General features: G+C 63.5%; 18 protein-coding genes. 11 read left to right on the top strand and 7 right to left on the bottom strand.

What is annotated here, in order from left to right; translation table 11 throughout:
- The 3 genes from ACI944_RS02735 to ACI944_RS02745 form a co-directional block, all read right to left on the bottom strand.
- Nucleotides 1-1,637 (bottom strand): acyl-CoA carboxylase subunit beta (locus tag ACI944_RS02735; RefSeq protein ID WP_411717540.1); only part of this gene is annotated, 1,637 nt, incomplete at its 3' end.
- A 7-nt stretch (nt 1,638-1,644) separates the two neighbouring features.
- Nucleotides 1,645-3,438 (bottom strand): acetyl-CoA carboxylase biotin carboxylase subunit, encoded by a 1,794-nt coding sequence (locus ACI944_RS02740; protein ID WP_411717541.1) that lies wholly within the window; start codon nt 3,436-3,438, stop codon nt 1,645-1,647.
- 3 nt (nt 3,439-3,441) lie between these two features.
- Entirely contained in the window at nt 3,442-4,608 is a 1,167-nt protein-coding gene (locus ACI944_RS02745; protein WP_411717542.1) for an acyl-CoA dehydrogenase family protein, read from the bottom strand.
- A gap of 240 nt (nt 4,609-4,848) precedes the next feature.
- Between ACI944_RS02745 and ACI944_RS02750 the strand changes: the two genes are divergently transcribed.
- The 10 genes from ACI944_RS02750 to ACI944_RS02795 all read left to right on the top strand — a co-directional run bounded on the left by ACI944_RS02750 (nt 4,849) and on the right by ACI944_RS02795 (nt 13,849).
- Nucleotides 4,849-6,111: an ABC transporter substrate-binding protein gene (locus tag ACI944_RS02750; protein WP_411717543.1), complete on the top strand. Its 1,263-nt coding sequence runs from the start codon at nt 4,849-4,851 to the stop codon at nt 6,109-6,111.
- A 1-nt stretch (nt 6,112) separates the two neighbouring features.
- The gene (locus ACI944_RS02755) at nt 6,113-6,958 is read left to right on the top strand and encodes an ABC transporter ATP-binding protein (protein ID WP_411717544.1); all 846 of its coding nucleotides are present in this window, start codon (nt 6,113-6,115) and stop codon (nt 6,956-6,958) included.
- A 30-nt stretch (nt 6,959-6,988) separates the two neighbouring features.
- On the top strand, nt 6,989-7,810 hold the full coding sequence (locus ACI944_RS02760; RefSeq protein ID WP_411717545.1) for an ABC transporter ATP-binding protein: 822 nt from the start codon (nt 6,989-6,991) through the stop codon (nt 7,808-7,810).
- Nucleotide 7,811: 1 nt separating this feature from the next.
- Entirely contained in the window at nt 7,812-9,857 is a 2,046-nt protein-coding gene (locus tag ACI944_RS02765) for an AMP-binding protein (protein ID WP_411717546.1), read from the top strand.
- The gene (locus ACI944_RS02770) at nt 9,850-10,764 is read left to right on the top strand and encodes a branched-chain amino acid ABC transporter permease (RefSeq protein WP_411717547.1); all 915 of its coding nucleotides are present in this window, start codon (nt 9,850-9,852) and stop codon (nt 10,762-10,764) included. Before ACI944_RS02765 ends, ACI944_RS02770 begins: the two co-directional genes overlap by 8 nt.
- 2 nt (nt 10,765-10,766) lie before the next feature.
- Entirely contained in the window at nt 10,767-10,904 is a 138-nt protein-coding gene (locus tag ACI944_RS02775; protein WP_411717548.1) for a hypothetical protein, read from the top strand.
- Nucleotides 10,904-11,938, top strand: a complete 1,035-nt coding sequence (locus ACI944_RS02780) for a branched-chain amino acid ABC transporter permease (protein WP_411717549.1) — start codon at nt 10,904-10,906, stop codon at nt 11,936-11,938. Before ACI944_RS02775 ends, ACI944_RS02780 begins: the two co-directional genes overlap by 1 nt.
- A 137-nt stretch (nt 11,939-12,075) precedes the next feature.
- Nucleotides 12,076-12,459, top strand: coding sequence for a universal stress protein (locus tag ACI944_RS02785; RefSeq protein WP_411717550.1), 384 nt, complete (start codon nt 12,076-12,078; stop codon nt 12,457-12,459).
- Between the two features lie 49 nt (nt 12,460-12,508).
- Complete coding sequence (locus ACI944_RS02790; protein WP_411717551.1) at nt 12,509-13,363, top strand: amidohydrolase family protein; 855 nt, start codon at nt 12,509-12,511, stop codon at nt 13,361-13,363.
- A 63-nt stretch (nt 13,364-13,426) separates the two neighbouring features.
- On the top strand, nt 13,427-13,849 hold the full coding sequence (locus ACI944_RS02795) for a potassium channel family protein (protein ID WP_411717552.1): 423 nt from the start codon (nt 13,427-13,429) through the stop codon (nt 13,847-13,849).
- A 40-nt stretch (nt 13,850-13,889) separates the two neighbouring features.
- On the opposite strand, the gene ACI944_RS02800 is transcribed toward ACI944_RS02795, so the two are convergent.
- Nucleotides 13,890-15,053, bottom strand: coding sequence for a phenylacetate--CoA ligase family protein (locus tag ACI944_RS02800; protein ID WP_411717553.1), 1,164 nt, complete (start codon nt 15,051-15,053; stop codon nt 13,890-13,892).
- A gap of 80 nt (nt 15,054-15,133) precedes the next feature.
- Nucleotides 15,134-17,152: an AMP-binding protein gene (locus ACI944_RS02805; protein WP_411717554.1), complete on the bottom strand. Its 2,019-nt coding sequence runs from the start codon at nt 17,150-17,152 to the stop codon at nt 15,134-15,136.
- Between the two features lie 205 nt (nt 17,153-17,357).
- Between ACI944_RS02805 and bioB the strand changes: the two genes are divergently transcribed.
- Nucleotides 17,358-18,545: a biotin synthase BioB gene (bioB, locus tag ACI944_RS02810; RefSeq protein WP_411717555.1), complete on the top strand. Its 1,188-nt coding sequence runs from the start codon at nt 17,358-17,360 to the stop codon at nt 18,543-18,545.
- A 441-nt stretch (nt 18,546-18,986) separates the two neighbouring features.
- Here bioB and ACI944_RS02815 read toward each other — a convergent pair whose 3' ends face one another.
- Nucleotides 18,987-19,826, bottom strand: a complete 840-nt coding sequence (locus ACI944_RS02815; protein WP_411717556.1) for a M48 family metalloprotease — start codon at nt 19,824-19,826, stop codon at nt 18,987-18,989.
- A gap of 243 nt (nt 19,827-20,069) precedes the next feature.
- A partial coding sequence (locus tag ACI944_RS02820) for a hypothetical protein (protein ID WP_411717557.1) occupies nt 20,070-20,258 on the bottom strand: 189 nt, incomplete at its 5' end.

Consider the following 20,258-nt stretch of genomic DNA (forward strand, 5'->3'; position numbering starts at 1 on the left):
TCACTTGCCATCCGCCGGGCGTCGATATCCTCGCGGAATTCCTCGCGGAGTTCCGCCTCCGTGCGCTTTCGCTCCTCCGGATCGTCGATCGCGTCGAGCTTTCTCGCGTAGACGGCATTGATCGCCGCCTCGGGGCCCATAATCGCGATTTCGCCGGAAGGAAGCGCGATCGTCGACTCGGGGTCGTACGCCGGGCCGGACATCGCGTAGATCCCGGCTCCGTATGCCTTCCGGACGACGACGCACTGCTTCGGTACCGTCGCCGCGGAGGTCGCATAGATCATCTTTTTACCCTGCTCTAGGATGCCCTCCTTTTCGACCCCAGAGCCGGCCATGAACCCGGGTGTGTCAGCGAGATACAACAGGGGGATATTGTAGGCGTCACACGTCCAGACGAAACCGGCGGCCTTCTCGGCCGCGTCGGGGAAAATCGCGCCGGCGCGGTGTGCTGGCTGGTTTGCAACGACGCCGACGGGGCGGCCATCAACTCGGGCAAAGCCCGTCAGGATCTCCTTGCCGTACTCGGGGCGGAGTTCGAACCAGGAGTCGCCGTCGACGACACGCTCGATCACGTCGACCATGTCGTAGCCGCGGTTCGGCTCCTGCGGAATGACGCCGTCGATGCCCTCCGGGGACTTCGAAGGGGCGACCGGGTCCACTCTTGGGGGTTTCTCGTCGCTGTTGTCCGGGAGGTACCCCACGAGCTGGGCGACGAGTTCGCGGGCGTGTTCCTCGTCGTCGGCGATCAGGTCCGCGCTGCCGGAGTGTTTGGCGTGGACCTCGGGGCCGCCGAGGTCCTCTAAACTGATCTCCTCACCGGTGACCATCTCGACCATTCGGGGGCTGGCGATCGCCATTGCACTCATGCCCCGAACCATGACGGTGAAGTCGGCGAAAACAGGGGTGTAGGCCGCCCCCGCGATGCAGGGACCGTACAGGACGCAGATCTGTGGCACCCGCCCGGAGAGCATCGAGTGGTTGTAATAGTACTTACCGATCCCCTCGCGGTTGGCGAAGAAGCCGGTCTGCTGGTCGATCCGGCCCCCCGAAGAGTCCATCAGGTACAACACGGGCTGGCCAGTTTTTAGCGCCCGCTGTTGCATCCGGAGGAACTTCTCGACGCCCTTGGCCGCCATACTTCCTCGTTTCACCGTGTAATCGTTGGCCATGAAGTGGACGTCGCGCCCCTCGAAGGAGGCCCCGCCCGTGATGAGACCGTCCGCCGGGAGCACGTCATCGTCGTCGAACGCCGCGAACTTGCCGTCCTCGAAGAGGAAGCCGTCCCCGGCGTCTGAGCCGCCCCCGGAATTGAACCACAGGTCGATCCGGTCGCGGACGAACTTCTTGCCCTGCTCGGGGAGCTGTTTCTTGTACTTTTCTTTGCCACCAGACTCGATCGTCCCGATCTCGTCTCGGAGGCGTTCCTCCCGCTCGGTAGGGCCGAGGTTGGGAGCCGCCTCGTCCGGTTCGGCGTCTGTGTTCGAGTCCTCGGCTCCGGCGTCGCCGTCGTAGCTCGCGTGCGTCAGTTCCTCGCCGCCGGCGACGACCGTCACGTCGTCGTGGAACTGCGAGGCGAGCGCCTCGGCGACCGCGCGGGCCTGTGTTTCCGCCATGTCGTCTGATACGCTGAGTTTCATTTCTGTATCACTCCAGTCGCAGCAGCGTGTCGCCCTGATCGACCGAATCACCCTCCGAAACCGCAACTTCGGCAACGGAGCCACCCGCTGACGCGGTCACGTCGTTTTCCATCTTCATCGCTTCGAGGACGCAGACGACGTCACCGGCGGACACCGTCTCCCCCGCTCCGACCTCGACGGAGAGGATCGTCCCCTGCATCTCGGCCGTTATTGCGCCGGCCGCGACCGATGCTCCGTTGCTGTCACCGTCGCCGTCGCCACCCGACGGTGCCTCGACGAGGCCGTCCTCAACGAGTACCTCGAACCGCTGGCCGTCGACCTCGACCGTCAACGTCTGCGTCGGCGGCGCCGCGGGGGCCCCGGTGCTGTCAGCGCCGTCCGGTCCCCAGCGCTCGACGGCCTCGCGCAGACGGTCGGGATCGAGTTCTTCGTCGAGGTATTTCGTCGTGTGGGCGCCATCACGGAAGGTCTCATCCGCGAGCATCTGCCTGTGAAACGGGATCGTGGTGTGGACGCCCTCGACGCCGAAGTGCTTTAACGCGCGCTCTGAGCGGCGAAAACAGCGCTCACGATCGGGCCCGTGGATAATCAGCTTCCCGATCATCGAGTCGTAGTCGCCGCCGATCTCGTCGCCCTGTGCAACGGCGTGATCCAGCCGGACGCCGACGCTGCTCGGCGGGTCGTACGTCTCGAGGGGGCCGGGCGTCGGGGCGAACTCCGCGGCCGGGTTCTCGGCGTTGATGCGGAACTCGATAGCGTGGCCGTCGATGTCGACATCGTCCTGTTCGAAGCCGAGTTTCTCGCCGGCCGCGATCCGGATCTGCTCAGCGACGATGTCGATCCCCGTCACCGCCTCCGTGGCGGTGTGTTCGACCTGGATTCGGGTGTTGACCTCCATGAAATAAAACTGCGGTTCGGCGGCGTCGCCCCTTCCTCGTTCCGTCTCCGACGCAACGCTGTCCTCGACGAGGAACTCGACCGTCCCGGCGTTCGTGTAGCCTGCATCGCGGACGCCGCGGCGGGCTGCATCGCCGATTTCCTCGCGGAGTTCTTTGGACAGCGCCGGGCTCGGCGCCTCCTCGATGACCTTCTGGTGGCGGCGCTGCAGCGAGCAGTCCCGCTCGCCGAGGTGTCTGACGTTGCCGTGCTCGTCGGCGAGAATCTGGACCTCAATGTGCTTCGGCGAATCGAGGTATTTCTCGACGTAGACGGAGCCGTTATCGAAGTACGCCTCGCCCTCGCGCCTGGCGGTTTCGAAGGCGTCGTCGACCTCGGCCGCCTCCCGAACGATCTGCATCCCGCGGCCGCCGCCACCGCCCTCGGCCTTTATTGCGATCGGGTAGCCGTACTCCTCGCCGAGCTTCTCGACCTCCGCGGCGGTTTCGACGGGGTCGTTCGTGCCCGGAACGACGGGGACGCCGGCGTCAGCCATGACCGTCCGGGCTTTCGTCTTCTCGCCCAGCCGTTCCATCGTCGCGCTGCCGGGGCCGACCCAGGTGACTTCGTCGGCCTCTTCGACGCGCCGCGCGAAGTCGGCGTTCTCGGCGAGGAACCCGTAACCGGGATGGATCGCGTCCGCCCCCGCACGCCGTGCGGTGTCGACGATCGCCTCGCCGTCCAGATACGACTCGGCGGCCGGGGCGGGGCCGACGTTGTACGCTTCGTCGGCGTAGCGGACGTGACCGGCGTTTCGGTCGGCGTCGCTGTACACCGCGACGGTGTCGATACCCAACTCCTCACAGGCGGCCATCACACGGACCGCGATCTCTCCGCGGTTGGCGACAAGTAACTTCCCGAACATGGCTCAGTAGGACTTCGGGAAGCCGATCTCCTGGCTGATGTGGTTGTACGCCATCTGCTGGGTGACGGGGGCGAGCCGGGTGAGATTTATTTCGCGCCACCAGCGCTCGACATCGTACTCGACCGCGTACCCCCAGCCGCCGAACGCCTGCATCGACTGTTTGACCGTCTCGATGCCGGCCTCGACGGCGGTCGCCTTTGCGACGTTCGACTCGTAGCCGCAGGGCTCACCCTGATCGTAGAGCCACTCGGCGTTCCGGCGCATCTGGGCGGCGGCTTCCATGCGCGCGTACGGCTTCGTGACCGGGAACGAGACCGCTTGGTGGGTGCCGATCGGCTCGTCGAACACCTCCCGGTCGTTGGCGTAGTCGATAGCCGTGTGTGCGGCGAGCTTTCCGATTCCGGTCGCCGCAGCCGAGAAGCCGATCCGTTCGGGGTTGAGCATGCTGACGAGCGCCCACCAGCCGTCGTCGAGGCTCCCGAGAATGTTCTCCTCGGGGACCCGGACGTCGTTGAAAAACACTTCACAGGACTTCGAGTAGTTCATCGCGTGCTTTTCGATCGGCGAGACGTCGATACCCGCCGAATCCATGTCGACGACGAATAGTGTGATCCCGTCGGTGCCGTGGTCGACCGCCTCACGGGGTGTCGTACGGGTGACGAGGATCATGTCGTCGGCTCGATCGGAGAAGGTGATCCAGGCCTTCTGGCCGTTGAGGACGTACTCGTCGCCGTCCTTTTCAGCGTTGGTAGCCACGTCGAGCGTGTTCGTCCCGGCTTCGGGTTCGGTGATACCGATCGAGAAGTTCCGGTCGCCGGCAGCGATGTCGGGCAGGTACCGCTCCTTTTGTTCGTCGGTTCCATGCTCATTGATGCCAACCGTCGCCATCCCGGCGGTCAAGACGAGATACCACGTCCCGGCCATCCCGCAGCCCTCCGCACACAGGGTCTCCATCGCCAGGCCGAGTTCGGCCATCCCCATGCCCGCCCCCCGGTACTCCTCGGGGACAAGGAGGCCGTGGAAGCCCGCCTTGCCGAGTTCGTCCCAGAAGTCCCCGGCGAACTCCCCGTTTTCCTCCTTTTCGCGCCAGTATTCGGGGCCGAACTCGGTCGCGATCTCCGTCGCGGTCGAGGAGATCATCGAGTGTTCGGCACTCGTCTCAAATGTCATGGTCGTTCCTCACTCATAATCGGATGTTCATCACATTAGTAGTTTGTGTCGCGGGGGAGGGCGACGGTCGGACGGCCGAGTAACGCTCCGGACGCGGACGCCGACGATGACCGACACCGGGGTTGTCGGGCTGTTCCGGGAACCGCCGGAGGGCAGGCACTACGATATCGTCCGTATCATACGAAAACTAAGGGATGGGCGAATGATTTAAATAACCGTGTTCGTATGTATCGTAACAGCATGAATATAGATGACAATACCCCCGAAACGTCCCGTCACAGCAGGCGAGGCTTTCTCAACCAGGCCGGCGGGGCTGCGGCCGCGGCTGCGACCGTCGCGATCGCTGGCTGTTCCGGCAACGGCGGCGGCACGGAGGGCGGCATCCGGGTCCCCGCGCTCTACGATCTGAGTGGCGGCACGGCGGACGTTGGCCGGCCGACAGGGATCGGGTCGCGCGACGCGATGGCTTGGATCAATAACAACGACGTCCTCGACGAGGAGATCGTCCACGACTGGGTTGACTACGCCTATCAGGTCCCGCAGGCCCAACAGCAGTACGACAGCTACACCGCCGACGACAACCCGCCGATCATCATCGGCTGGGGGACCGCCGACACCGAGGCGCTGGCGAGCGACGTGGCCGCCGACGAGATCGTCTACATCTCGGCGTCGTACTCCGACAACCTGCTGAGCGAGGAGACGGGGTACAACTTCTTCGCCAACCTCGATTACACTAGCCAGGGGCGGGCCCATCTCCAGTGGATCGCGGACAACGACCCCGGTGCGACGATCGCCTACATCCACAACACGACGCCGTTCGGCGAGTCACCGGTCGAGGGCGGGGAAGCCTACGCCGAGGAACTCGGCCTCGAAGTGGCCGACAACATCGCTCTCGAACTCGACGCCAACAGCGCCGACACGCAGGTTCAGCGGGCCGAAGGCAACGGCGTGGACTATCTCATTCATCAGAACACCGCCGCACCCATGCAGGTACTCCTGAGTTCCATCCAGGAGAGTGACGCCGACATCACGGTGATGGGGCTCACCTGGACGGTCGACGAGTTCCGTGCCGAGACGGCCCCTGAGCTGTTCGAAGGTGTCAGGTACGTCAACTCGAACGTGTCGTTCGCGCAGGCGATGGACTCGGACGCCCGTGGGTGGGATATCATCACGGACTCCTTCGAACGCGAGGGGCGTGACATGAACAACCCCGAGATCGCCAACATCAATTACGTCCGCGGGGTCGTCCACGCGCTGTTGGCCGTCCAAGCGATCCAACACGCCCAGGAGATGGGGATGGACCCGAGCGACGGGTCGAACATCCGCGAGGCACTGTTCGACATGGACGACTTCGACGCCTGGGGGCTGTTGCCCGAGACCTACGATTATCAGTCGGGCGATCGTCGGCCGACGATGAGCGGGCAGACGTATGTGGTAGAAAACGGCGAGATGGTGCCCGACGAACTGATAGAACTCGAACGCCGCGAGGACTGGCTCCCGTAGTATGAGCGACGCGCAATCCCGATCAGAGGCGGCCGCCGGGGACGGCGACGACCCCCCGGTCGTCGAACTCGACAACGCCGAAATCGTCTACGATCGGAACTTCCTGGCCGTTCAGGGCGTCTCGATGAAAGCCGACCGCGGTGACATCGTCGCGTTGCTCGGCCCCAACGGGGCCGGTAAATCGACGATCCTGAAGATGATCTCCGGAATCGGGCGCAGCGAGCGCGGCGAGGTCACCCGTGGCGACGTGTATTACGAGGGCGAGCAGGTCACGAACTTTCGGACGAAAGAGATGGTCGACCGGGGGATCACGCATATCCTCGAGGGGCGACGGGTCTTTCCGGACCTGACAGTCGAGGAGAACCTCCGCTGTGGGCTCTACCGCGAGGGGCGGTTGATCCGCTACGACAAGTCGGATTACGAACTCGCCTTCGAGTACTTCCCGCAACTCGAGGACCTCCTCGACGTGCAGGCGGGCTACACGAGCGGCGGCGAACAGCAGATGCTCGTTATCGCACGTGCGCTCATCCATCGGCCGAACCTGTTGTTGCTGGACGAACCCTCGCTCGGACTTGCACCGAAGTTGGTCAAGGATATCTACGGGACGCTTCGGGAGATCAACCGCAAGGAGAATATCACGATGATTATCGCCGATCAAAACGCCAAGCGGACCCTCGAAATAGCCGACTACGGCTACGTCCTCGAGAACGGGCAGATCGAACTCAACGATCCGGCGGACGTGTTGGCCGACCGCGAAGAGATCAAGGAGTTCTACCTCGGCACGTCGAGCGAGGAGAGCCGATATTCGGATATCCGGCATTACAAGATCCGAAAACGGTACACCTGAACGCATGAGCAAAACGGTACACCTGAACGCATGAGCACACAAGATACACACACGCAGTTGCGGGGCGGCTCCCACGTCCCGCCGTCGGAGGCCGCACTCGGTTGCCGCGGCGTGACGAAGACGTTCGGCGCGATCACCGCCTGCGACGACGTTTCGATCGGCATCGACGAGGGCGAGTGGGTCTCGATTGTCGGGCCGAACGGGGCCGGCAAGACGACGCTTTTGAACGTACTCAACGGGTTCTACGACCCCGATACCGGCGGTGAAATATTCTTCGGAGGCGAGGACGTCACCGCGGCCCCCGCCCACAAGCGGGCACGGAAGGGCCTCGGGCGAACGTTCCAGGGCCTCGAGTTGTTCGAGGAGGAAGACGTCCTCGAGAACGTCATGACGGTTCAGGCTGTCACGGAGCGGCCGAACCTTCTCTCGGCGCTCTTGTTTTATGATGCCGGCCGCGGCCTCGAAGCCGAGAACATGCGTCGCGTCGAGGAGATAATCGATTATCTCGAGTTGTGGGAGTACCGACACAGCACGGTGTCGAGCCTTCCGCTCGGCATCCAACGGCGTGTCGATCTCGCGCGGACGCTCGCCTTGGACCCCGACGTCCTGTTGCTCGACGAAGCGATGAGCGGGTTGACATTCGACGAGAAGTACGACATGGTCCGGTTTCTCGCGGACCTCAACGAGGATGAGGGGCTGACGCTCGTGATGATCGAACACGATCTCGAAGTCGTCACCGACGTCTCCGAGCGGATGATCGTCCTCAACAAGGGTGGTGTCGTCGCCCGCGGTCCCCCCGAGCGCGTGACGAACGATCCCGAGGTCCAGAACATCTACACGGGGGTGGACTGAGATGGCAAACGCTGACGGGCGGCTCGGCGGCGTCGAGATCAATGAGGGGCCGACGATCGAACGAATCGTCGAGGCTCCCGAGGGCGACCTCGACGTGGTTGAGGACACTGCACTCCCAGAGATTCTGCTGGATCACGTCCAAGAGCACGGCGACGACGTGGCTCTTCGGTGGAAACGTTATGGCGTCTGGAAGGAGTTCACGTGGCAGGAGTATTACGACCGGGTGAAACAGTTTGCGATGGGACTGGAGACGCTCGGGTTCGGTGAGGACGACATCGTCTTTACCATCGGGTACAACCGTCCTCACCAACTGTGGGCGTGGATGGGCGCGCAGTCGCTCGGTGGGATGGCCGCGCCGAACTACGAGGACATGCTGCCCGAGGCGATCGGCAACCAACTCGAACTCCTCTCGCCGAAAGTCGCCTACGCCGAGGATCAAGAGATGGTTGATAAGATCCTCCAGGTCGCCCACAGAGCGCCCTCGCTGGAGACGATTATCTACCGCGACGAGAAGGGGATGTTTCGATACGACGACACCGAGGTTCCCGTGGTGAGTTACGACGAGATCGAACGCCGCGGCCGGGAGCGCTTCGAACGCAACGAGGTGACGGGCGCGGACCTCGAGGAGCGAATCAGAGCCATCGACCCCGACACGCCCGCGATGCTGTCGCCGACCTCGGGGACGACGGGGATGCCGAAGCGGGTCAAATTGACCCACTTCAATTTTTTGAATCTGGCGAACGCGGCGATCGAGATCGATCCGCTGCCGAAGGAGTCAGATTACTTCTCGTATCTCCCGATGGCGTGGGTCGGCGAGCAAATGATCCTCGTGGCGGCGGCGTTCGTCGGCGGCTGGACGGCGAACTTCCCCGAACAGCCGGAAACCGAGAGCGAGGATCTCCGCGAGATCGGCCCGGAGATCATCTTCTCGTCGCCACAGGCGTACGAGGGATGGGTCGCCGATATCAAAGCAAAGATCGAAAACACCACGCGCCTGAAGCGGTGGGTCTACGAGCGGGCGATGAGCATCGGCGAGCGCTACGCCGAATATATAACCGGCGACAGGCGGGATGAGGAGCCGCCGGCGACGCTCCGATTTAAACACTGGGTCGCCTACTGGGCTGCCTACCGACCGATCCTCGACAAGATCGGGCTCAAGCGGGCCAAAAATGTCTACACCGGCGGTGGCCCCCTCGGCGAGGACCATTTCCAGTACTACCACGCGCTCGGCGTACCGTTAAAGCAGATCTGGGGACAATCCGAAGTGTGTGGGTTCGTGACCATGCATCGCGACGACGACATTCAGGTCGAAACCGTCGGCGAGGTGTTCCCGAACGTCGAAGTCGGGATCACGCCCGAGGGTGAACTCGTCGTCCGGGGGCCGGTCGTCACGTCCGGCTACTACAACCAACCGGAGAAGACCGAGGAGGCGCTCGAGGGCGAGTGGCTCCACACCGACGACTTCGGCGCGATCACCGAGGACGGTCATATAAAGGTGTTCGACCGGATGGACGACGTGATGGAGCTCTCGGACGGCACCGCCGTCGCCCCGATCAGCGTCGAGACGAAGCTTAAATTCAACCCCTATATAAAAGAGGCGCTGATCGTCGGCGACGACCGGGAATCGCTGGCTGGCGTGTTGAACATCCGCTTCGACAACGTGGCCGAGTGGGCGGACCAGCAGGATATCCAGTACGCCGGCTACAAGGACCTCACACAGATGGAGCCGGTCTTGGAGTTGATCCGTGGGGTTGTCGAGGATACGAACGAGCGTCTCGAGGGGCCGAGTATCGACCGGTTCGTCATCCTATTTAAGGAGTTCGACGCCGACGACGGGGAGTTGACCCGGACCGGCAAGATACGCCGCGAGATCGTGACCGATCGGTACCGGGAGCTGATCGACGGCATCTACGACGGCGAGGAGACTGTCGAGATGGACGTGACAATAACGTATCAGGATGGCCGCGAATCGCGCGAATGCGGCGAGATGACCGTCGTCGACGTGGGCGAACCGACCGCGCTCGTCGGGGGTGACGTCGATGGTTGACGTCGCAACACTCTTTGAGGTCGTCGTGACCGGCATCGGCCTCGGCGCGGTGTACGCCCTCGTCGCTATCGGCTTCTCGCTCATTTATAAGGTAACCGGCGTACTCAATTTTGCTCAAGGGCAACTCGCGCTACTCGGGGCGTATCTCGTCGTCGTGCTTTCGACGCCGCTTTTGATCAGCCTCGAGTTGCCGGCGGCGGCAGCCGTCGTGGTGACGCTCGTCTTCGGGTTGGTACTCGGAGTCGTCCTCGAGCGCGTCATCTTTCGGCACTTCATCGGCGAACCCGTGCTGTCCGTCATTATCGTTACGCTCGCGTTGGGTGGGATCATCACCGGCGGGCTCCGGTTCTTGATCGGCCCACAGTACCGGGCTTACCCCGACGCGTTGCGCCCGGGGTGGAGCCTGTCGCTCCCCTTCGGCGTCGACCTCAGCGCGTCCTTTACCCTCGGCGTTGCGCTGTCGCTCGTCGTCGTCGTCGCGCTCATGCTGTTTTTCCGGTACACCGTCGTCGGATCGATACTGCGTGCAGGCGCGAGCGACCAGCAGGCGGCGATGGTGCTCGGGATCTCGATCGAGCGAACGATCCTCTTGGCGTGGGCGCTCTCGATATCGATCACGTCGATCGGCGGGTTGTTGTTCGCGATGTCGGCCGGCGGGGCTGGGTTCACGATCGAGGCGGTCGGCATACTGATCTTCGCGGCCGTCGTCTTCGGCGGCCTCGACAGCATTCCGGGGGCATTCATCGGATCGCTGGTTGTCGGGCTGTTACAGCAACTCGGCGCATTCTACGCCGAGCCGGTCGTCGGCCCCGGCGTCGGGCAGGTGCTGCCGATGATGTTCCTGCTCGTCGTCATTCTCGTCAAGCCGTACGGACTGTTCGGAACCGAACGAATAGAGAGGCTCTAACGATGTCATCGAACACTCGAACCGACGGAGACGAACAGATCGCCGCCGGACGGCCGGCGCGACCCGTGACGAACGCCGACCACGGGGCGTTCCAGGCCGAATCAGGCCGAACTGAAACGCTGGACGGGGGGGTTCACTGATGCCGTGTGGTGAGTACTTTACCTCCTACGAGGACCGGATGGGACTCATCCGCTGGCGCATCGAGCGCGTCGCCTTCGTCCTCGCGTTACCGCTGCCGTTTCTCGCCCCGTTCCTGTTGAGCGGCGGCGCCGTCTCGATGCTCACGCGGATTCTCATCTTTATTGTCGCCGTGTTGGGGCTGCACGTCATACTGGGGTACGCCGGCGAAATCGTTCTCGCACAGGGGGCGTTCATGGCGATCGGAGCGTACGCCTCGACGCGTATCGTCGCCGAGACAGGGGCCGGCCTCGTTCCGGGGATGCTCGTCGGTGGGCTATTGACTGCGGCGGTGGCCGTGCTGTTCGGGTTGCCGTCGTGGCGGGTCAAAGGCTTTTACATCGCCATCTCGACGCTCGCACTACAGTTCATCGCGATCTGGTCCCTCGAGAACAACGAGTTAGCGTTCATTCACGGCGGTTCTCAGCAGAACATTCCCCGTGACGTGGGACTGGTCGGCGAGTTCGTCACGATCAGCTCCGCGACCGAGCAGTACTTTCTCGTCCTCGCGGTCACGGCGCTGTTCGTGCTCGTGACGTTCAACCTCAGCCGGACGGGGATCGGCCGGATCTTCCGCGGTATCCACGAGAACGACCTCTCCTCTGCGGTGCTCGGGATCGATGTCTTCCGGAACAAGCTGCTTGCCTACGCCATCGGCGGCTTCATGATCGGGGTTGCGGGCTCTCTATACTCGCTGTACATCGGGTTCATAAGTCCCGGCTACTTTACGATCGAACTCACCCTCGAACACTACGTGATGTTGTTGCTCGGCGGGATGGGCCGCGTCTGGGGCGTCGCCCTCGGGGTGAGTCTGGTGACGATCACGCAAGAGGAGATCCGCGAGTTCTTGCAGGCCTACGCCGCCGACGCGACCGCGCTCGAACCGCTGTTCTTTGGCGTGCTCATCATTGTCGTGCTCGCGGTTGAGCCGAAAGGGCTGTTAGCGGGGCTCGGACAGCTAAAGGACTACCTTCGGAAGTGGCCCTACGCCTACTGACAGGGCCGGGTCGTCCCGCCGGGGTCGCGCTCGGCGGGACGGTGAGACCGAATCGCGCGGCGGAACGGGGATGCAACGGCACGGCCGCCGGCAATACCCCCGACACATATATTTGTAATGCGCGAGCACGGAACAGTATGTACACGATCGTTGCGGGGATCGACACCGACACCGACCGCGCGAAGCGGATCGCCGAGGAGATCGCCGGCCTCCCGATCGACGGGGTTCAGGCGATCCTCGCACACTCGTTCGGTCGAAACCCGGAGGGTGCCTCGATAGATCAAGTCGGGGCGGCGCGACGGGCACGCGAGCTGCTCGAGGCCGACGATATCGAGGTGCTCTTCGAGGAACGGAGCGGCGACGCGGCGTCTGGGATCATCTCCGTCGCCGACGAGCACGACGCCGATCTGGTGTGTGTGGCCGGACGCGAGCGGAGCCCCGCCGGCAAGGTCGTCTTCGGCAGCGTGACCCAGGAGGTCATCCTCAATACCGACCGCCCGGTGCTCGTCTGCGGAAACTGAGTGGATGCCGGACGCCGACCCCGATGCGAACGCGGAGCCCGACAGGAGTGTGAACGCGGACACAACGCCGTTCGCGCCGGCCATCGACGCACACGTCCATGTCTTTCCGGAGCGGCTCGCTAATGCCATCCAGCGGACGCTCACCGAGGAGACCGGCTGGGAGTTCCCTCACCGACCGACCCGCGAGGCGACGGAGACGACGCTTGCCGATGCGGGCGTCGAGCGGTACATCGCGCTGCCATACGTCCACGAACCCGGGGGAGCGCGCTCGCTCAACGCCTGGCTCGCGGAGCGGGCCGCCGCCTCGGAGCCGCTGATTCCCTTCGCGACCGTCCACCCCGACGACGAGGACGTCGGCGGAATCGTTCGCGATGCCTTCGAGGCGGGGGCGCGCGGATTGAAGTTCCACTGTCCGGTTCAAGAGTGTGCGCCTGCCGACTCACGGATCGAACCGGCACTGGACGCCGCCGCCGAGTACGACCGCCCGATCACGTACCACGGGGGAACTGCACCAATGTACGATGACAGCCCCAACGTCGGCGCGGAGGTGTTCGCCGAGGTGGTCGAATCCTACCCTGACGTTCGGGTCAACTGCGCCCACATGGGCACCTATGAGGTGTCGGCGTTCGTCGGGATGGCCCGCGAGCACGATAACGTCTATTTGGATACGACCTTCGCGATGTCGACGGAGGCCGAGCAGACGATGGGGTTCGATCCGTCGACGATTGCGGACGACACCCTCGTGGAGCTCTCGGAATCGATCATGTTCGGGAGCGACCTCCCGAACATCCCCTACCCGTACCGGGCCGAGCGCGCCGGACTGCTCGGTCGGGACCTGCCGACGGAGACGTACCGGAACATCTTCTACCGGACGGCCGAGGAGTTTCTCGGCGTGGACGCGTGATCGCTCGGGGCGGTCTGCCCTGCGACACATATTTGTGTGATGTGGTATCATATAATACAGACCATGCGAAAGGACATCATTGTCGTCGGTGCGGGACGCGTCGGCCGTCGTGTCGTTGAGGAACTCGACTCAGAGCGCCAGCGGATCGCGGTCGTCGAACCGAATACCGAAACGTGCGAACAACTGTCGACGAAGCATAATCGGGTGATTCAGGGTGACGGAACCGACCCTGAGATGATGAACCGGGCGGGACTGTCCGACGCCGATGTCGTCGCCGCTCTCACTGACAACACGGAAATCAACCTCGCGGTCTGCGAGATGGCACGGGAGCACGCACCGGAAGCGCGGACAGTACTTCGAATCGCCCGCGACGGCGAACAGGACCACGGCTACCGGTCTTTCGTCGATAGCACCGTCTACCCGGCGGCGGCGGGTGCGTCCGTCGCGGTCGAGCAGATAACCGAAACGTCGGTCACTCGCTCCTAACGGGCCCTCCCCTGATGAGTGGTGTAATCGCCGAGGGCCGTCAGTAGCGTTCGTCGAAGACTCCCGTCTCCTCTACACGCTCGACAAGCGTGATTTCGTCAGGCGAGACGACGAGGCGCCCGGCGAGTGCCTCTTCCAGTTCGGCCTCGTCGGCGCTCCCCTCGCAGACGATTTCGAGGTGATCGGTCGATTCAGGCCGGGTCACCCGAACCGCGTACTCGCCGGTCAACCCCTCGAACGCCGCGAGCACCGCGGGGACGGCCTCAGGGTACACCTTTACGCCCTTTACTTTCAGGCGATCGTCGGTCCGCCCGATGACGCCGTTGGGGAGAACGAGATCGTCGCCGTGGCGTTCCAGTTCGGCTAGATCGCCGGTCCGGAACCGAACCAGCGGGAAGCCCTCCTTGCGGCGGTGGGTGACGACGACCTCGCCGCGCTCGCCCACCGGGAGTGGATCGCCGGTGTCGGGATCGACGATCTCGATGATGGCGTAGTCGTCGGCGACGACGAGGCCATCCTCAGCGGCCGTCTCCGCGGCGATCGGCATGACGTGTCTGGTTCCAAAGTAATCCACCGCCGTCTCACAGTCGAGAGCCGTTTTGACCTCCTCGCGGTATCCGGGGATCGAGGTGAACGGCTCGCCGCCGCCGACGAACGTGTCGACCGACGCGCCCGCCTCGGCGATCTTCATCGCGAAGGAGGGGTTTCCGACCAGAACGTCGACGCCGTACTCATCGATCAGGTCCGCTGCCTGCTCGGAGTCGCCGGGACCGGCCGGAATCACCTCCGCGCCCATCTTCTCGAAGCCGCGCTGGAGGAGCAGTCCCGTCCCAAAGAGGGTGTATCCGAACGCGTTGAGCACGCGATCGCCGGGGTCGATCCCGGCCGCCTCGAAGACGTCGGCGTTGACACCCGCCTCGTACTCGAGATCCGCACGGGTGTCGAACATCGGGGCGAGGTCCTCGCCCAGCGGCGAAAACGAAAGCATCGCTCCCGGCGTGTACAGCGATCCCTCGGGGCCGTGCTCCTCGAAGTCGGCTTTCAGGTCGTCAGGCTCGGTGAGCGGGATCGACTGAAACGCCTCCCAGGTGTCAACATCAGTCGGATCGACGCCGGCCGTGGTGAATGCATCGGCGTAGAGGTCGTGTTCGGCTGCCCGCACCAACTGCTCCCGGAGATCCGCGATCACGGTGCTGTCGTACATGTGAGTGACGTGCTCGCCCCACACACAAATGGATTTCCCAGCGTTCGACGGCTCGTCGTCGAATCGCCGGGCATGCGACCCTAGCGGGGCTCTTTGAGTTCCTCGAGCGCGTCGGGGTTTTCGATGCTACTCATATCGCCCAGTTCCTCGCCAGTGTAGGCCGCCTCCACCGCGCGGCGGATGATCTTGCCCGACTGGGTCTTGGGGAACTCGTCGACGAACAGCACTTCCCGCGGCCGGAAGGGTTTGCCCTGCTCCTCGCCGACCGACTCCCGGATCGCCTCACGCAACCCGTCCGTCTCCTCGACACCCTCCTCGACGATCACGTACAGCACCACCGCGGTGCCCGTGGTCTCGTCGGGCACGCCGACGGCCGCCGCCTGATTGACGTCGTCGTGCTCCATCGCCGCGCCCTCAACCTCGGCGGGACCGACCTTCCGGCCCGCCACGTTCAATGCGTCGTCCGCACGTCCGTGGAGGAACCAAAAGCCATCGGCGTCCTGTTGTGCCCAGTCACCGTGATTCCACATCGGCGGGTCCTCGAACGTCGACCAGTACTCGTGGAGATACCGGTCGTCGCCGCCCCACAGCGACTTCGTCATCGCCGGGTTCGAATCCCGCGCGACCAGGTAGCCACGCTCGTGATCCTCCTTGATCGACTCGCCGGTCCCGTCGACGACATCGATGTCCATGCCGAGGCCGGGACCGCCGAGCGTACAGGGTTTCAGCGGCTGGGTCGGCATCGGCATCAGGAAACAGCCGAAGATCTCGGTGCCGCCGGAGATGTTGATGATCGGCGTGTCGCCGCCGCCGACGTGCTCGTAGAACCACAGCCACGACTCGGGGTCCCAGGGCTCGCCCGTCGAGCCCAACAGCCGCAACGACGAGAGATCGTGGTCCTCGACCCACTCGTCGCCCTGCTTGCGGAGCGCCCGGATGGCGGTCGGGGAGATGCCGAACTGCGTGACGCCGTGACGGTCGATCAGTTCCCAAAAGCGGTCCGGCTGGGGGTAGTCGGGCGCGCCCTCGTACATGACCATCGTGCCGCCGAAAGTATGGGTGCCGATGAGCGTCCACGGCCCCATCATCCAGCCGATATCGGAGACCCAAAAGAACCGGTCGGCGGGTTTGAGATCGAAGCCGAAGTGGAGTTCCTTGGCGGGTTGTAGCTGTGCGCCGGCGTGGGTGTGGACGATGCCCTTCGGCTTGCCCGTCGTGCCAGAGGAATACAAAAGCATACACTCCTGATCGGCGGGCAGCGATTTGGTATCGTAGTCGTCATCCTGCGTGCCGACGGCGTCGTGGAACCACTCGTCGCGCTCGTGGTCGAAGGCGATCTCGATCTCGGCGTCGTCGTCGCTGGCGCCAAGGCGGTCGAAGACGACGGTGTGTTCGACGTGGCCGGCCTCTTCGATGGCTTCGTCGGCGGCGTCTTTGAGGGTGACCTCGGAGCCGCGGCGGTAGAAGCCGTCGCCGGTGAAAAGGACGGAACACCGGGAGTCTTCGATCCGGGTGGCGGTGGCGTCGACGCCGAAGCCGGAGAAGATGGGGACGGCGATTGCACCGACTTTGAAGCAGCCGTAGAGGATGGGGATGACCTCGGGGACCATGGGCATGTATAGGCCGACCGTGTCGCCGGTGTCGATCCCGACCGATTCGAGGTAGTTCGCAACTTGGTTGCTCCGCCGTCGGAGTTCGTGGTAGGTGAGCTCTCGAATCTCGCCGTCCTCGCCCTCCCAGATGCAGGCAACGGTGTTTCGGGTCCCAGCATCGGGCGCGCCGTGTTGGTCGACCGTATTGTGGGCGACGTTCAACTCGGCGCCAGGGTACCAGGTGCTAAATTGGGGCCCGTCGGTGTCGTCACGGACGGCGTCGTACTCCTCATAGAACTCGATGTCGAGGTAGTCGGGGAGTTCGCCCCAGAACCACTCAACGCCGGAGTCGTCGACGCCCGTGTCGGTAGTGGTGCGTTCGATGAGTTCGTCGTAATCATCGATGTCGTACTCGCGCATGAAGGCGGCGACGTTGGTCGATTCGACGAACGCCGCCGACGGCTCGTGAACGACCTCGTCGCCCAGAGGCTCGGTATCTTGTGGCATTGGTTGTAGTTGTCCGGCGGTTTTTTTCGAGCGTTCTTTATTCTACCGGTGGCGTGGAGCAACCCCACGGATCCGGGGTGGGAAGCGATCCGTGGGAGACAGCGGTCCCGAGCGGGGATCAAACAGGGCGAGCGACAAACTGGGGAGGCAGCGAACGGGACGTGTGACCGGCGGGTTTATGTACCCGTAAACTGCTTACAAAAATATGGTTTACGAGACGGGAAACCGGACGGTTGACGACGCGGTCGGACGCGTCCTCAACGGCGAGCGGCTGGATCGGACGGACGGGCTCGCGCTTCTCGCCCAGCCGGTCGAGGCGCTCGCTGCCGGGGCTGATCTCGTCCGGCGGCACTTCTCCGACGGCACCGTCGACGCGTGCGGCATCGTCAACGCCAAAGCCGGCAACTGCGCGGAGGACTGCGGATTCTGCGCGCAGTCAGCGCACTTCGACACAGGAATCGATACGCACGGGCTTTTGAATCCCGAGGAGATCCTCGCAGCCGCAAAGCGGGCGGAGGCCGACGGGACACAGCGGTTCGGCATCGTCGTCGCCGAAAAGGGGGTATCGAAGGAACGCCGTCCGGAGGAATGGGCCAACGTGATCGAGGCGATCCGACTGGTCCGCGAAGAGACATCCGTCGAGGTCGATGCGTCCCTCGGGTTGCTCACCGAGGCGGAGGCCGAGGAGCTCGTCTCCGAGGGGCTCAATCACTACAACCACAACATCGAAACGTCGCGGCGGTACTTTCCCGAGGTCGTCTCGACGCACGACTTCGAGGACCGACTGAAGACGCTCCAGCGGGCGAAAGACGCCGGGATGGATCTCTGTTCGGGCGTCATTCTCGGCATGGGTGAATCACCGGCCGACCGGGTCGATGCGGCGATCGAACTGCAGGGTATCGGCGTTTCCTCGCTTCCGGTGAACGTCCTCAACCCGATCGAGGGGACACCGCTCGGTGACCGCGAGCGCGCCGCCATCTCCACGGCGGGAATCGTCGAGACGGTCGCAGTCTATCGGTTCCTCCACCCCGACGCCAGGGTGCGGCTCACCGGCGGCCGGGAGGTCAACCTCGAACCCGACGAACAGCACCTGCCGTTTGAGGCCGGGGCTGACGGGATCTTGACCGGCGACTACCTCACGACGGCGGGCGGGTCACCGGCCGACGACCTCGAAATCATCGAGCGGGCGGGACTAGAGCCTAACCGGTCGGTCAACGCGTTCGACCCCGAGGCCGTTCGGGCCCGACGCGAGAGGACGGCGTCCGCCCCCGGCCGCTCTTCGGACGCCCGCTCCGGCTCGAACTCGGACGACGACCCCGACCTCGGTTCCGGTTCCGGCTCTGATTCCGGGGCTGTGGCGGCGGACGAGGCCGCGACCGGGTCCGACGACTGACGCGTCCGGACCCCGGTCGTTCCGTATAGTTACGTTCAAAAACCAGATACCGTTTCCCCGGCGATGACCAGCATGCCGGGACTCGACAGACAACACGACGAAACCAGTCTCGTCGATTTTTATACCAATTTAAGTATACCCGTATATTAGCAAAAAAGTTAGCATAAGTGTTGTTTCCAGCGGCCTGAAACCCGCGTCAAAGATAATTTGTTCTATATTTCGCATTGATTTCGCCGTATTATCGGTTTACTGCGTGCAAATATGCGCTTGATTCAGTCAAAAATACCACGTTAACTAAACGTTTATACGTATGTTATATACGGAAATACGGTGACAGATGGAATACGTAGTACCGAACCACAGACAACATGAATGATCGTACACATCCTGACGTGGGTGACGGGTGGAGAGCACACGTCCCGAATCCGGCGGCGCGGGCGTTCAGTAGTACTGCCGGTCGACGGCCCGGACGGCGTCGACCCGTTTCTCCATCGGTGGGTGTGTCGCGAACAGTCGCTGGAGCGCCGAGCGATCGCCGCCGGAGATGCACAATGCCGCGACGTTGTCATCCAATTCGGCGTCGGACTGTCCGCTCGCAGCCGAGATCTTCTCGAGCGCCCGCGCCATCGCGTCGCCGCCGACGTGCCTGGCGGCATCGGCATCGGCGACGTACTCGCGGTACCGCGAGATGGCGAGCACGAACACCATCGCAACCATCTGGACGAGGACGCTGGCGAGGTACCCCAGAATGATATTCCCGATGCCACCGTCCCGCGAGAAGGCGATAGCGAAGTACGCCGCCAACCCGAGCATTGAAGCGACCGACTGGCCCATCACCATCATGACGACATCGCGGTTGTCGATGTGGGCGAGTTCGTGGGCGAGAACGCCCTCAAGTTCGCCGTGATCCAGCAGCCGAAGAAGCTGTTCGGAGACGACCACGACGCCCGCGCCGCGGCGACCGACTGCGAAGGCGTTCGGGATGCCCATGTCGGCGACCATCAGCCGGGGCTTCTCAAGACCCATGTCGCCGGCGATCCGCTCGACCGAGCGATGGACCTCAGGGTAGCGATCTGCCGGCAACTCCTCCGCGCCAGCGCTCCACAGGGCAACCTTCTTGCCGACGATGTACTGGAAGCCGGCGAAGCCGACGGTTCCGACGAGAACAATCGGCAGGCCGACGCCGAAGGCCGCAACGGCGACGATTGCGATGAGCGCATAAAAGGCAAAGAGGATGCTACCGACGACAGCCATCCTAGTTTTGAGTCCGACGTGTCTCATACGTCGTTTAGTACGGGATTTGGCGACATATGGTTTCCGGCCGAGGCCCTAACGCGGGGGATTCGCTGGACAAATTTCGTTCGTCTGTAGCAGATTGGGCGAGAAACCCTCCTCAACGAGCGACTGAACAGAAGCGAGTTGGATGGGCATGAATCGCCCTACAAGTAGTGCTTCCATTTGATCCTCTACAGGTGCGTAATCGAAGTACAACACACGGAGTATGTACTCAACTATCGGTTGTTCTCAGATACTCGCCAGCGGGAGCAACTGGAGTAGGTACGTGATACCGTGCGACAACTCTATATCCACGCCCTTCACCGCTACAATCACATCCCTAATATAAAACGCACGGTCAAATAGCGCGCCACACAGGGCCGTGACGGTGGCTTCCTCGAGGCAGGGATAGTTCACCTTCCGACCCATCGTGCTGCG

It is taken from the genome of Natronomonas sp., assembly GCF_046710025.1.
Classification (GTDB): domain Archaea; phylum Halobacteriota; class Halobacteria; order Halobacteriales; family Haloarculaceae; genus Natronomonas.